This window comes from Oceanobacillus sp. FSL W7-1293 (genome assembly GCF_037969815.1).
Classification (GTDB): Bacteria; Bacillota; Bacilli; order Bacillales; family Amphibacillaceae; genus Oceanobacillus; species Oceanobacillus oncorhynchi.
This window is the reverse complement of sequence record NZ_CP150212.1, coordinates 1,667,215-1,680,902: the sequence shown is the minus strand read 5'-3', so window position 1 is coordinate 1,680,902 and position 13,688 is coordinate 1,667,215. Positions and strand designations below refer to the sequence as shown.

Genomic DNA, 13,688 nt, shown 5'->3' with positions numbered 1-13,688 from the left:
ATACCTTATAGGGGTATTTAAATTTCAAAAAGGGAATCGTGCTGAAGCAGCACGATTATCCCCTTCTTATTTAAGCAACATCATAGCCTTGTTCTTCAATTACTTCTGTAATTTCTTTTAAATTTACTTTATTAGCATGGAAGGTTACGTCTACTTTTCCATCTTCTAAATGTACTTTGACAGATTCAACTCCATCCAATTCTCCTACGTTTCCTTCAATTGAATTGACACAATGACCACAAGACATCCCTTGAACATTTAACGTTTTATTTTCCATGTAAATTACCTCCTAATTTTTAATGCACTTTTATATTACCATACCCTGGATAGGTATTGTCAAGTTAAAAATTTTTATTTCATTATTTTTGAGATAGTTGTCATAAACTCTGCAACAATTTCTGGGTCTTTACTCTCTAGCCTATCTATTACACATGTGTTTATATGGCTTTCCAGAAGCAGCCTTGAAACAGAATGCAATGCAGATTGCACCGCCGACATTTGCGTTAAAATGTCATCACAATATACATTCCGGTCAATCATTCGTTTAACACCTTTGACCTGCCCTTCAATCCGGTTCATGCGATTCATTAAATTCCGCTGAAGCTCATCTGTCATATGCGTGCTGGAATCTTCTCCATCTTTAGCGCAACACATTTTCTTCTGTTCAATCGGAACCATTTGCTCAGCTGTCTTACCCATATCTATTCTCCTCTCTTGTTCAAGGATTATTCAATCTAATTTGTTTCTAAATCCATCATACTATACCCCTATAAGGTATGTCAAACTTATTTTTATAATATATCACATTCCTGTTGACTGATTTCCAGCCAATTACACTGTAATAAACCTCCTGCATCTTAACTTCCTTGATCTGGATAACCAGATTTAAAAAAATAAATCAGGTCGCATTCAACGGATTATGCTGCTTTATTTCTTTTATAGATAAGTATAACGTATAATTCCCAAAATCGAGAATTTTATTAAGAATAAGGTTTAACTGTTCTTGAGAACGAACTTTTACTTTTAAATGGTAACATCCTTCACCTGATACCCGGTGAACCTCAACAATTTCCTTTTGATTATTGGTGAAATAAGTAAACGAGTGATGATCTGTAGTTTTCATATAAATGATAACAAAAGCTGTATAAGAAAGTCCTAATTTCATTTCGTCCACAATAACCGAATATGCTTTGATTACGCCATTATCCTCAAGTCTTTTAATACGGTTTCCTACAGCTTGTCCTGTCATATGAATCTGCTTTCCTAAGTCCTTCCACTGCATACGTGAATTTTCAGACAGTATCTGAAGTATTTGAAAATCAATGTTATCAAGTTCCATAATCTATTCCTTTCACCGTGAAATGATTTGCCGTAAAAGTGTTTCAGCAACGTATCGATAGAAATTAAAGTATCGTTTATCATGATATTGTAACAAAATTTTTAATGAGGTGATAATAATGAGCACAGCTTTAATTATTGTAGATATCCAAAACGACTATTTTCCAAACGGAAATATGGAATTAGTTAATCCTGACAAAGCAGCTGCAAACGCTGCTAAAGTACTTGAATGGTTTAGACAGCATCACAAAGATAATATTTTTCACATTCAGCACATTGCAAGCAATCCATCGTTAGGATTCTTTCTCCCAGACACAGAAGGTGCAAATATAAATGATACTGTTCTTCCATTAGAAAACGAGCATGTTATCACAAAGCATTTCCCTAACAGCTTTTTAGAAACAGATTTAGAAAGTAAATTAAAAGAAATAGGAATAACTAACGTCGTTGTTGTGGGCATGATGACGCATATGTGTATTGATGCTACAGTTAGGGCTGCAGTGGATTTAGGTTATGATACGACACTTATTGAAGATGCATGTGCTACCAGAACCTTGGCCTATAATGGAAAAGAGGTTCCAGCTGAACAAGTTCATTATGCTTTTGTCGGTGCACTTGATGGTATGTATGCTAACGTTATTTCTACTGGAGACTTTCTCTCCAATAACTAAAACAATTTAAGAAAGTATTATTGGTTGCTTAGGCCATGTAAAATCAATAAACCATTCCCGACAAAATTTTCAAGTTATCCATCATCAAAAAATGGAGATTTCTCTAATTCCTGAGAAATCTCCATTTTTATTTAAACTCTTACATTTCCGCCTTACCCCCTGCTGAATCAATGACTATGCCCATGATGATGATGCTCTTCCCCCGCATACTCTGCCTGACACATAATCGTATCTTCATGAGGATGTTCCTCTGTTTCTACTTGAATCGTGACATGACCGATGTTCTCATGCTCCAATTCATGTTCAATTTTCCGGAGCAGCTGCTGACTTTCTTCTACAGTCATCTGACCATCTACAATAATATGGCAGGAAAGCACATTCTGTCCGCTTGTTACACTCCATACATGCAGGTCATGAATTCCCTCGACACCATCTATATCACTCATCTTTTTAACGACATTTTCTAAATTCACATTAGCAGGTGTGCCTTCCATCAATACATGGATAGAGGCTTTCGTTACACGCCAGCCGCTGACTAAAATAAGCAATGCTACCAGCACACTTGCTACTGTATCTGCCCAAGTCCATTGAAAGAAAATGATAAGAAGTGCTGCAATAATCGCTCCTACTGATCCTAATAAATCACCTAAAACATGGAGGAACGCAGCTCGCATATTCAAATTATTTTCTGTATCTCCGCCGCGCAGCATAATAAATGCTACAATAATATTGACAAGTAAACCAATAACAGCAATAATTAACATTCCCGTTGAAGCTACTTCCGGCGGATCAAACAATCGCTGATAACCTTCATAAAAAATGTAAATGGATACAATAAGTAATGTGGCGCCATTGATGACCGCTGCCAGTATTTCAAAGCGCTTGTATCCATATGTCTTCCCGTAATTGGCAGCTCTTTCTCCTAATTTAAAAGCAATCAATGCAATTAATAAAGAGATGGAATCGCTCAGCATATGTCCCGCATCCGCTAAAAGAGCTAAGCTGTTTGTCAGCAAACCACCTATAACTTCTATAACCATAAACACCGTGATAACAAGAAAACTAATCAGCAATGTCTTTTTATTTGCACCATGTGTATGGTCATGGCCGTGATGATCGTGTCCCATGTTAAAACCTCCTTTATGTTTATATTCATATATACGTATATAGATGCTTACAGAAATCTTCCGCCTGCCTTCTAAGTTAAGAAGCACCGATACTTTTTAAATATGTCTTTTCATCATTAGATTAGTATGTAATCATATACAAATATTAAAACGATTACTTTTATAACATCAATGATTTTGATCCTAACTATGACAAGCGTGGTCTATCATTTGTTTTAATATCAGCATAACGTGTTCATCATCATGAGAATAGTAAAGCGTGGTTCCTGCCCGGCGATATTTCACAAGCCGAAGATTCTTCAAAAACCGCAATTGATGAGATACGGTCGATTGCCTGATATCCAACGTATCTGCAATTTCATTAACGGAACATTCTTTTTGAAAAAGCAGATGAAGAATTCGGACTCTTGTCGGATCTCCTAATGCTTTAAAGGTCTGTGTAACGATAAATAATGTTTCTTCATCGATTTCCTTAGAAGGACTATTTTCAAACTCCAGCTCTTCCATTGTTTTATGAGCCTCCCTTTTAACTATTGTTATTTATCAATTTGCTTATATGAACATATTAACATATACGCATTTAACTTTCAATGAGAAGCCTTTTTGTATTCTTCCTTTAAAGAATGTTAAATACAAAAAGGCAGTTCCCATCACCCATTCAGCAAATTTCCTGTTTTCAGCAGGTGATGATATGTAGCCCCTACAATCCCTGAGTGATTTTTAAAATAACAGGTGTTGATTTCTAACCAATCCTCGTTTAATTCATATGCTTTTAACTGTGATTTTAATTCACTAATAAACGAATCACGATTAGAAATTCCTCCCCCTATTAATATTTTTGCTGGATTAATAACATAAAAAATATGATATATTAAATTCGCAATACGGTCATAAAATGTGGATATGATTTCTATTGCGTCTGCATCGCCCTCATCAAAGGCTTGAAACACTGTTTCTCCAGTTACCTCACTTAGCGGGATTCCTTTCACGGAGGAAAATTGTTTTCGTATAATTGCCATTGTAGCTTTAAGATTTAAGGAATTACTGAAAAGATTCGGTGTTTTGTCCGGGCTGGTCTTCATATATCCAAATTCACCCGCGCGGTGCGAGGCGCCCCTATATAACTGATTATTAAGAAATAAGGCTCCTCCGATCCCGGTGCCAATGGTCATACATACAAAATCGGTATCCTCCCGAGCATTTCCCAGCCATTTTTCTGCATAGGCCACGCAATTAACATCATTTTCAATTGTAACTGGAATAGATAGCTTCTCATCCAGATAGGTTTTCATATTGAAATGATCAAAATCTCTATAAGCCCCTCCATTTTCGATATAGCCGCTTTCCGCATCGATAAATCCAGGAGCGCTGATGGCCAGTCCATTGATTTCGTTGTATTTAGAAGATGCAATTTCCACAATCTTGTCCAGTACAAAGTTACCGTTTGTATTTTTTGAAGAAAATAATTCTACTTCTAATATATCTCCCTGTTCATTTAATATACCGTATTTTATTTCCGTACCGCCTATATCAAATGCTAAATACTGCTTCATTATAAATCCCCCAATATGAACTCATATCAAACGATGATGTTCTACAATTTTGTAATATAATTACTTCCCCTGCAAGCTCCTTATACATTACGAATAAATTCTTATTGCATTTCTTGCTTCTTTTGCCTGATACAGAGCCAAATCCGCCCTTGCAAACCACTGCGAGGTATCTATTCCCTCTTTATATACCGCCATTCCAAAACTGGTTGTCAAGCTTAGCAGGGGCAGCTTTTTAATCTTTATTTCGAGCAGCTTCTCTTGTATTCTTCTGCAAATTCCTGCCGCCTCTTCTATACTGATATCTTGAAAAATCAAGCAAAATTCATCTCCGCCATAACGATAAGGCGTATATTTTCCGCTGTTTTCTTTTAAAATTTGTGCAAATTCAATGATGCATTCATCTCCGCTATAATGCCCCCATGTATCATTGATTTGCTTAAAATTATCAATATCGATGATGGTCAGAATATACTTTCTACCGGAAGTGCCTTCTATGTTTTTTAAATGATGATGAAACGCTTTGCGGTTATGGATACCTGTCATCTCATCAATTTCCAGCTTTTTCTCTAAATGATATCTTTCTAATTCCAGCTGGATACTGGCCATGTTTTTCTTTCGTTGATAATGAATAAAAACCATACAGGTAAAAGAAAATGCAAGGAGAATAAATAAACCGACTAAAAAATCTCCTAATCTTAATGCGCTGTTAAAAATAATACTTTTTTCTGTATCCCATACAATAAATAATTCCGAAACGACAAAACCAAGGATACTGGCTGCAGTTGTTACTGCGGTGACCCTATAGCAGGTGTAGCCGGCGGTCAGCAAAATAGCGATAGCAAAAATAAAATAACTCACTGCAAATATCGTATGGACAGTGAACAGAACAAAAGCGATAGCCACTAAAAGCAGGGATATCGTATACATCTTTCCCTGGTGCGAAATGCGTTTAGAATACATCACTGCCGTACCAATCGCGAGGAATATTACATTCAGAATGCTTGGTACGGCAATAAACCTCCAGAGATAGATTGGAATAGACGTGCTTAGCAGATCCGTCCGGACAATGATGATGCTGAGAAGACATTCAATGATAAAAGTAAAAATCACAAGCCAAATGGATAATTTATAATGAAACCGGAGCCAGTCCTCGTCCAGCCTTGCATATTCCTTTTCAATTTCAGGAATACTGGTGGCTTTTCTTTCATCTGGATCTAACGTTATTTTATTCTGTCCCATATCAGCCCTCACACTTTAATTATCTTTTTCTGCCATGGAGCTGGTTCAGCGTATATGAAAAATTCCATTAGATACTAAGAAGCTATCATGCTTTTCACTAACGTCTAAAAACTGCAGAGATAATGATAATTTAGTTTATTTTAATCAAACTAGTTCTTATTTCATATTAGCATATATGGAAAAAATAGTTGTAATTTTTGTTTTTTATCCAGTGAATCAAATTAAAAACAGCCTTTATACTTTTTGTTATTGAAGTATAAAGGCTGTCTTCGAATTTCTCTAAAGCTTTCTAGATTCATTTATACATATCAAACTGCAGAAGCGTTAAAACCACTGGGAAACTATTATTAAAAAGAACAATGAACTGTAAAGCGAAACCATTAGTCAGCGGATACGCTTCTTGCTGCTCCGCCTTACCAGTTTGGAAATTAGTAAATAAATCACAATTCCTGTGCCCGCACCAGCACTATCAATCAAGACATCTCTTGCCTCTCCGGATCTCCCGGGGATAAATAATTGATGCACCTCATCTGTGATGGCATACAGAATACAAATCAATAAGGCAATACCTATACCCCGCTTGCCAAATACACCGCTTCTCCTTAATCCGTTCAAAACAAGAACGCCCAGTATTAAATAAGCAAAAAAGTGCGCATTTTTTCTAATGATATGATGCAGCTCTTCTATATGGAACTGGAATGAAGAAGCAAGATTCTCCAAGGTATTTATAATCATTTCGGTAATTCCTGAACTGAGTTCATTGGAAATGGCAGCAGGCTGATGGGATAAATAAAAAATAAGCGCCATCCAAAATATCACTGCGATCCAGGAGAGGATTTTGTACATGTAACTAGCTCCTTATATATGTGTTTTATCTGCATGAAACATGCACTTATTCAAGTGGCACCTTTCTAAAGCGTATCAGACGGATACTACTCGCTTCTTATGTATGAGAAAAATAATAAATGGTAACCCCCTTTAAGAAAGGAATTATTTCCCTTAAACTTTCTATAATAACATTTTATCGCTACAATAATGTTTTTACAGAAACCTTTTGCGCACTCCAGCCAAGGCTTTTTGCCCAAGCCCGCATCTCAGACTTTTCCAGCCTATCTTCGCTTTCATAAATAGTTCCTAAAAAATTGGCAAAGCCGCTTAAGCCGCCAACATCATCACATACGGAGATACCTTGTTTATGAATACAAACTGGTTTATGCTTATCCAAAACCATTGCTTCTGCTTCCGCCAACTCCTCTTGATCTATCAAATTTCGATGTAATAAATCCGCACAATCCTCATATTTGGTGATTTTCACCGTCCAATCATCTCCAAAATCATACTGATAAATGAGTTCATCTGTTACGGGAAACAATTTATTGTCCTGTATTTCTTCCGCTTTCGCAGCGATTGTCTTATCCACTTCCAGACGCTCCAGTAAGTTTTCTACATCCCCCTCTAAAGTAAACGCTGAGCGCATTTCAGCAAGAGTTAATTCAACTAATGGCGCTTTCCGGATGGTTCTCATTTCTGTATCAGGATTTTGCTTTTTCCGTTCCAGATAATCAGTAAATGATTCTTTCACTTCAATCATTGTAAAATAATCTAACATTTCCTTCATATCCTGCTTCGCTATTTCCGGCTGCTCCAGTGTCCCCTTATATATGAAAGGCCCTGTATACTTCTTCCTCAACCATGTATTGATACTTCCACTTTTATAATCTTCGTCCCAAAAAAGATCACTTTCTGCTTCAGAAGGAGGTTGAAATAGCGTACCTACTAAATCAGACCAGCCCTTTACCGTGCCTCCGGTCAGTTTCTGAAATACAGGATCAGGAAGTTGAAATTTGCGCAGATGCGCGTTTTGCCATCCAAATAGTTTTTGAATTGCATAATGAAGGTTGTGCAGCGGCATATCAGATGGAATTAGAATGTCTCTGGATATAGAATCCCCCGTTAAAGACTCTCCATATCTTTTCAGTATCCTTTTTTGATAGTCTGACAAATAAGCATCTTTTAATTCCAGATGAAGACGTACAGGAGTAATTTTTTCGTTAGTCATATCCATATTGTGATTCATCATTTCCCTTCTCATAAGCAATTGTTTTTATCTACATGCAAGTTTCATGCAACTATCTTTATTATATGAAACATTGGTTCTATTGCCAAGTAAGGTTACATTTACCACATCAGGAAGGTTCATTCTGAAATGCGCCGCATTCTATATTAGGTCCAATCTCGATTCATTTTCAAATTGCACCTTTCCGTTATATGGATAAAGATATCAGCTTGAAGCTGTTGTTTGAACAACCGCTTCAAGCCGTGTCAGAGAGAGTTATTTTTCTCCCATTTATGATGGATTCTTTCCGTTACATTCTGACACATAGAAATTATCATTAATCTTTTTAACTTTATGTCAGCTTTATCGCTTACAATATAAATTTTTCCAATAAATTTCTATTATTCAATACCGATTTACACAACCTGTTCAAATTTATTTCGTCTGCTTTAATGTTCAAAATGCTAAGCACCCTATTTATCACATTTCTTTCATTCAGATGTTCCATATAGTAGCCCCAAAAATCTTTTCTTATCAGGAAGTGACGGTTTGCAAGGATTAACTTTCGCATTTTATCGTATTCTGATTCTTTATTAAATTGGTCGAAGATATCCTTATGTTCCTCTATCATTTCAGTGGTAAATTCTTTTAATTTCATTAACTGTTTCTCTATTTCCGGATCCAGACTGTCTCCTGGTTCCCAGAGAATCAAGTCATCTATATCACTAATGACGTACTTGGGAGAATGCGTTTCTAACTCTTCTTTATACTCGTTCATTAATTGAGATAGAAGATCTTGAATTGTTTCTTTATTATCATTATCTGATTCCTCAGGTTCTGATTCCCTATGGGTTGATTCCTTTTGTTCTGCTTCTTCATATTCTGATTCCTTGATTATCTTCAGTTCCACCAATTCTCCTAATTTATTTTCTAAAATATGCTTAACTTCTTCCGATGACATTGTTGATTTCATACTTTCTTGAAAACCGGCCATCTGAAAAAATGTTTTTCCAAACTGAGAGTACACGGTTTCCGGCTCTTCCCCTTCCGGCCGGTTATAAGCTATCAAATCATCATCGATTCGAATTTTTCCATCATTCCACTCTAACGATAAAACCGTTTCTGCAAATTCTTGCGCATCATACTGACAGCCCTCCCGGTCAAGCACACAAATTTCACATGCCTTTTCCACCGAAAATCCCATATTGCAAAAGCTGCTTAAAGAACTGCGAAAACCAATTGTCGAAACATCATATTGTTTAAATTTTTCTGTAAAGTAGGCTTTTATCGTCTCATCACTATACTGCTTTCTTATTAACTCCCCCAAAGCAAAGTCCCCTCCCTGCATGTTTAGAGCCATAAAAGCTGTTAGTGCGCCATACTCATCTCCGACAATTCTGCTGATTCGTTTTATTAATTTTTCATTATCCGCTCTCTCTGTCAATTGGATTGGCTTTTGCAAAATAGTGTTTGCCCATTCGATTGCTTTGTTCATCTGTCCAATGGAAATGTCCCCTCTTACAATAACTTGTTCTGGAAACCTGCTTTCAAATAGACAAGCAATTGCTAATATATAATTATGATAAGGGGTCCCTTGTGTCTTACTATCAAACACCGAGACACTATCTATCGGTATCTGACGTTCTTCCTGATCATAGAACACATACCAGTTCATCCAATCCGCCAAAATATCGGGACACCCTTCACGCAGAGGGTTCCGTTTGCGATAGTGTTCTATATCCCGGTAAAGAATAAAAGATTCTGCCCCATGCATGGTTTTATACTCCCCAAATACATGCCATCCTTTTTGATCCTTACCCAATTCAATTTCATCTCCACGAACACCATATACCCATGGTACTCCGTAAGTATCCCTGTCTATAATATGGCCTAAAAACGGATATGCACGGATTAATTCCAGTGATTCCTCATATACAGATTCCCACTTCGCCCGATCTATCTCATTCGGTAACATATCCATGTAAATATAAACACCCATCTTAATCCTCTCCCTATTAATAAAAGTTTCATCAAATATTTGATTAAAATTATTATACTGTAATAGTTATATCGAATCAAGAACAAATGTTCTTGCTATGCACTTACCTCAGTAATAGGATGAGGAGGTGATAAAATACAAGCATTTAACAGCCGATCAAAGATTTCGTTCGGATAAAACCGCCGATTAAAGCGGAAACAGAATTCATCAAAGTAGGACTGAAGATAATCAGAACCCAGTCCGTGATAGGTACCTTGAATATAGGCTTTCGCATTACCAATGATATTGTGCAGCATTTTCAAAAAGGTATCTGGATTTTCTTTATAATACGCTTTGGATGAATGGAGATAACCACTGTTAGCTAACGGTTTGTAGGAAGTATGTCCATCCGAAATAATTCTCGATCCTGATTGAACCCAAGTGTGTGCAACACACTTTATTTCGTTGATACTCACTTTGTCAATCACTTCGATGCGCAGAAATGCCGGATGATTTTGCGTATCTTTGGAAAGGGCAATGACCGCTTTACTTTTACTGGTTCCACGTCCGTCTTTTCCTTTACGAGGGGCTCCAAAGTAAGCATCGTCCATCTCGACAACGCCGGAAAGCAGATACATGGAATCCCGTTCTTTCATGGCAGCTCGAATCTTGCGCAGCATATGCCATGCAGTGCGGTAGTTGATGTTCAATATCTGAGACAGCGATAAGGCTGATTTTCCTCGTTTATCATGGGCAACCAGATACATCGCCCAGAACCATGTTGTCAGAGAGAGTTTCGTTTTATGCATGATAGTGCCCGCCGTGATAGATGTTTGATAATGGCAGGAACAACATTCAAAAAGTTTTCGTGTCTTGATGTAATAATACGTTGTGTGCGCACACTTCGGACAGGAAAAACCTTCTTTCCAACGTTGATCAACCAAGTAATTTGCACACTTTTCTTCCGTACCAAAGGCTTGTTGAAACTCAATCAGACTCATTGCTTTTCCTTTTGCCATGATAACACCTCCGAACATTTGTTTTATACCTTCAGTATACCACACAAATGTTCGTGTTTTAAGAGAAAAGTTTTCTTTACTGAGCAGAGTGCATAGTCAGAACAAATGTTCGATTAATCAAAGATATAAAATAAATAAATTCTATTAACAAGAAAGAAGCTGAAAAGTTTTATATTATCAGGTATCTTTTGACTACCTATTTTAAATAATGTTCGAGTTTTAAAATAGAAGAAAGTTAATTTTATTCATTAATACACATATATCCTTTTTCCAGACTGCGCCCAATAATACTTTACGATAAGCCAGATTAACTTTTTCCAATTATACATTCCTGCGCGCATACATTTGTTTTATACTCTCTGCAGAAGTCAAATCAACCGGGTTATCTAATTGAACAATTCCTGCAATAATAATATCCGCATCCTTTTTCTTTTATTTCTTGACCTTCTTTATTATATAAAGGATATCACTGCCTTCGAACTCTCAATTGTCTCTGTTGAGGACTTTAATATGAAGTTTCTCCAGACTGTTTTTTTAATCTGCAAGAAAATGAGTTAACCTCTCTTGTTGTTCTGAAATTTCTTGCTTGAACGATTACCATGAAATTTTGATCAGGTCTTATGTGGTGTGGTTTTCTAAATGTGCTACATATTCTCTTTAACCGCCAATTTGTTTCCTAAAATAGATATTCAGGGCGCATTTCTATTCTTCATATACAGAAAAAAACGTCCCTATCTTCCCTGAAGGAATTAGTAAACGTCTTTGTTCCTCTTATATTTAATTACCTTACAGATTCTAATTAATAGTGCTGCATTTTTTAGTCGGAATCTCTGGCATATCAAATTGATTTATTCAAAATCTTTACTTAAAATATCAACACGTTCTTCAAAAGATACCTCGCGGTGGATCTCGTGTAACATCCATACATATCCATAACTATCAGCGAACATTGCATTGGAGATGCCCATTTCCTCCATCCTTGTGACAGGCTGTATTTCTGTTGCATGAGCAGCCATCGCTTTTTCATATGTTTCTTGAATGTCTGGAACTGCAATATTGAACCAAAAGGATTGTGTTTCCCCTTCTTTTGGGGCAAATAATTGATATTCAGGGTTCTCATCAAGCATGTGGAAACGGGTTCCATAAATAGTAAATACCGCTTCATTATTTCCTGTCTTAAAATCTGTTTCTTCCACTACTTCTACATCAAAAATAGACTTGTACTGCTTTAAAGCAGCTTTACCGTCTTTTACAACAAAATCAAATTCTACGCCTTTAATCATCTGACACGCTCCTGTTCACTTTTAACTTACCTGAATGTATAAAAAACTTATATAGACTCTTTTCTCATTCTTAAATCAAATATTAACATACTTTAAAAGCCTATCAAATAAAAAGGGAAAAAGCTATTAGAAAGTGGATTAGTAAAGAGCATTAACCAAAATATAAGGATTCTTAACAATATTATTATGCTGGTAATAATAATAAAACCTCTTTAAATTCTGTTTTACAAATGCATAATGGAAATAGAAAATCAAAATGAATAGCATTAAATGTACCATTACTATACTCATCTACATATATAAATCCATAACTGACAGATGTTCTTTAATCAATTCTCTACATTATATTTCTCGGGAACATATTTATATTCCTCTAAGAAATCATATTGTATCTCTAATGTTTCTATAGCGTAATCCATCGATGCCTGACTCTCTTCCATAATAATCCCTACTGTTTGTAGAACTCGTCCACTATCACTGACTGCTATAAACAGTTTGAAAATCAATATCTTTTATTCCAACATCTGCTTGATGAATATTCCAAGCAAAATCAGCAACGGTGGCAAAGATATCAACATTAGGAGGTTACCTTTTTGTGCCTACTTCACAAACGTTTAAAATGCTTCTATACTAATTACTAACAAAAATTTTATGTAAGGAGATGAACTTATGGGGATTGAGTTAATGGAATTTATTCCGGTTCATACAACTACTAAGCAAGTAGCAATTGATGGAGAGTCAGCGTTACAGGTGACTAAAAAAGATAAGTTGATGGATTTTGACGAAAATACTTATGCTAAAGCTGAAAACACTTCATTCCATAATGGTGTGATTGAAGTTAAAATGTTAAGCAGATTACTGCCGGATGCACCTGATTTTGCACGAGGATTCATTGGGATCGCCTTCCGTATCGATGATGAGGATTCTACCTTTGAATCTTTTTATGTTCGGCCAACTAATGGTCGTATCGATGATCCGGTGAGAAAAAATCGAGGAATCCAATACTTTTCCTACCCTAAATACAAGTTTGATTATTTTAGGGATAATGGGATTACAGATTTTGAAGGCCCGGCAGATATTGGACTTGATGAGTGGATCAGTCTAAAAGCTGTCATTGAAGACAATAAAGGAACCTTCTACCTCAATGATAACGACAATCCTGCTCTGGTTGTAGATAATATGAAACTTGGATCAGACGCAAGAGGAGCAATCGGTTTGTTTGTCGATATTGGTACTGAAGGATACTTTAAGGATTTAGTTATTACACCAACAGACTAATCGAAAAGAATATTGAGATGGTAGTCAGAATAACAGCCGTTCAGAAATAGACGGCTGTTTAGTTATCTAGGTATTTATAAAATTCTCTAGTTACGGATAATCTTTAAATTAAAAATTGATTATTATACATGAGGATTAAAGATATG

General features: G+C 36.2%; 14 protein-coding genes. 2 read left to right on the top strand and 12 right to left on the bottom strand.

Features of this window, described 5'->3' with window-relative positions; translation table 11 throughout:
- Positions 1–70: 70 nt before the first annotated feature.
- The 3 genes from copZ to MKY65_RS08355 all read right to left on the bottom strand — a co-directional run bounded on the left by copZ (position 71) and on the right by MKY65_RS08355 (position 1,339).
- Positions 71–277, bottom strand: coding sequence for a copper chaperone CopZ (gene copZ / locus MKY65_RS08365; RefSeq protein ID WP_339183955.1), 207 nt, complete (start codon positions 275–277; stop codon positions 71–73).
- Between the two features lie 74 nt (positions 278–351).
- Positions 352–699: a metal-sensing transcriptional repressor gene (locus tag MKY65_RS08360; protein ID WP_339183953.1), complete on the bottom strand. Its 348-nt coding sequence runs from the start codon at positions 697–699 to the stop codon at positions 352–354.
- Between the two features lie 199 nt (positions 700–898).
- Positions 899–1,339 (bottom strand): Lrp/AsnC family transcriptional regulator, encoded by a 441-nt coding sequence (locus MKY65_RS08355; RefSeq protein ID WP_339183951.1) that lies wholly within the window; start codon positions 1,337–1,339, stop codon positions 899–901.
- A 118-nt stretch (positions 1,340–1,457) separates the two neighbouring features.
- Here MKY65_RS08355 and MKY65_RS08350 point away from each other — a divergent pair, with 118 nt between their 5' ends.
- Positions 1,458–2,009 (top strand): cysteine hydrolase family protein, encoded by a 552-nt coding sequence (locus MKY65_RS08350; protein WP_339183949.1) that lies wholly within the window; start codon positions 1,458–1,460, stop codon positions 2,007–2,009.
- A 167-nt stretch (positions 2,010–2,176) separates the two neighbouring features.
- Here MKY65_RS08350 and MKY65_RS08345 read toward each other — a convergent pair whose 3' ends face one another.
- The 9 genes from MKY65_RS08345 to MKY65_RS08305 all read right to left on the bottom strand — a co-directional run bounded on the left by MKY65_RS08345 (position 2,177) and on the right by MKY65_RS08305 (position 12,264).
- Positions 2,177–3,136, bottom strand: coding sequence for a cation diffusion facilitator family transporter (locus MKY65_RS08345; RefSeq protein ID WP_339183948.1), 960 nt, complete (start codon positions 3,134–3,136; stop codon positions 2,177–2,179).
- 183 nt (positions 3,137–3,319) lie between these two features.
- A complete protein-coding gene (locus MKY65_RS08340; protein ID WP_042533193.1) occupies positions 3,320–3,643 on the bottom strand; it encodes a metalloregulator ArsR/SmtB family transcription factor in 324 nt (107 codons plus the stop codon).
- Positions 3,644–3,786: 143 nt separating this feature from the next.
- The gene (locus tag MKY65_RS08335) at positions 3,787–4,689 is read right to left on the bottom strand and encodes an ROK family protein (protein ID WP_339183946.1); all 903 of its coding nucleotides are present in this window, start codon (positions 4,687–4,689) and stop codon (positions 3,787–3,789) included.
- Positions 4,690–4,776: 87 nt separating this feature from the next.
- Positions 4,777–5,928, bottom strand: coding sequence for a GGDEF domain-containing protein (locus MKY65_RS08330; RefSeq protein ID WP_339183944.1), 1,152 nt, complete (start codon positions 5,926–5,928; stop codon positions 4,777–4,779).
- Positions 5,929–6,312: 384 nt separating this feature from the next.
- Positions 6,313–6,774 (bottom strand): VanZ family protein, encoded by a 462-nt coding sequence (locus MKY65_RS08325; RefSeq protein ID WP_339183942.1) that lies wholly within the window; start codon positions 6,772–6,774, stop codon positions 6,313–6,315.
- 181 nt (positions 6,775–6,955) lie between these two features.
- Positions 6,956–8,008, bottom strand: a complete 1,053-nt coding sequence (locus MKY65_RS08320; protein ID WP_339183941.1) for a hypothetical protein — start codon at positions 8,006–8,008, stop codon at positions 6,956–6,958.
- A 346-nt stretch (positions 8,009–8,354) separates the two neighbouring features.
- Positions 8,355–9,983, bottom strand: a complete 1,629-nt coding sequence (locus MKY65_RS08315; protein ID WP_339183939.1) for a hypothetical protein — start codon at positions 9,981–9,983, stop codon at positions 8,355–8,357.
- 95 nt (positions 9,984–10,078) lie between these two features.
- A complete protein-coding gene (locus MKY65_RS08310) occupies positions 10,079–10,981 on the bottom strand; it encodes an IS1595 family transposase (RefSeq protein WP_339183938.1) in 903 nt (300 codons plus the stop codon).
- Positions 10,982–11,829: 848 nt separating this feature from the next.
- Entirely contained in the window at positions 11,830–12,264 is a 435-nt protein-coding gene (locus MKY65_RS08305) for a VOC family protein (protein WP_339183937.1), read from the bottom strand.
- A 669-nt stretch (positions 12,265–12,933) separates the two neighbouring features.
- Between MKY65_RS08305 and MKY65_RS08300 the strand changes: the two genes are divergently transcribed.
- Positions 12,934–13,542, top strand: coding sequence for a hypothetical protein (locus tag MKY65_RS08300; RefSeq protein WP_339183936.1), 609 nt, complete (start codon positions 12,934–12,936; stop codon positions 13,540–13,542).
- The last annotated feature ends 146 nt before the right edge of the window (positions 13,543–13,688 follow it).

What these genes read in the sequence shown, in the direction of transcription:
- MKY65_RS08320 (WP_339183941.1), bottom strand. Translation starts at nt 8,008, where the DNA reads ATGATGAATCACAATATGGATATGACTAACGAAAAAATTACTCCTGTA.
- MKY65_RS08315 (WP_339183939.1), bottom strand. Translation starts at nt 9,983, where the DNA reads ATGGGTGTTTATATTTACATGGATATGTTACCGAATGAGATAGATCGG.
- MKY65_RS08340 (WP_042533193.1), bottom strand. Translation starts at nt 3,643, where the DNA reads ATGGAAGAGCTGGAGTTTGAAAATAGTCCTTCTAAGGAAATCGATGAA.
- MKY65_RS08355 (WP_339183951.1), bottom strand. Translation starts at nt 1,339, where the DNA reads ATGGAACTTGATAACATTGATTTTCAAATACTTCAGATACTGTCTGAA.
- MKY65_RS08345 (WP_339183948.1), bottom strand. Translation starts at nt 3,136, where the DNA reads ATGGGACACGATCATCACGGCCATGACCATACACATGGTGCAAATAAA.
- MKY65_RS08360 (WP_339183953.1), bottom strand. Translation starts at nt 699, where the DNA reads ATGGGTAAGACAGCTGAGCAAATGGTTCCGATTGAACAGAAGAAAATG.
- MKY65_RS08330 (WP_339183944.1), bottom strand. Translation starts at nt 5,928, where the DNA reads ATGGGACAGAATAAAATAACGTTAGATCCAGATGAAAGAAAAGCCACC.
- MKY65_RS08350 (WP_339183949.1), top strand. Translation starts at nt 1,458, where the DNA reads ATGAGCACAGCTTTAATTATTGTAGATATCCAAAACGACTATTTTCCA.
- MKY65_RS08335 (WP_339183946.1), bottom strand. Translation starts at nt 4,689, where the DNA reads ATGAAGCAGTATTTAGCATTTGATATAGGCGGTACGGAAATAAAATAC.
- MKY65_RS08325 (WP_339183942.1), bottom strand. Translation starts at nt 6,774, where the DNA reads ATGTACAAAATCCTCTCCTGGATCGCAGTGATATTTTGGATGGCGCTT.
- MKY65_RS08305 (WP_339183937.1), bottom strand. Translation starts at nt 12,264, where the DNA reads ATGATTAAAGGCGTAGAATTTGATTTTGTTGTAAAAGACGGTAAAGCT.
- MKY65_RS08310 (WP_339183938.1), bottom strand. Translation starts at nt 10,981, where the DNA reads ATGGCAAAAGGAAAAGCAATGAGTCTGATTGAGTTTCAACAAGCCTTT.
- MKY65_RS08300 (WP_339183936.1), top strand. Translation starts at nt 12,934, where the DNA reads ATGGGGATTGAGTTAATGGAATTTATTCCGGTTCATACAACTACTAAG.
- copZ (WP_339183955.1), bottom strand. Translation starts at nt 277, where the DNA reads ATGGAAAATAAAACGTTAAATGTTCAAGGGATGTCTTGTGGTCATTGT.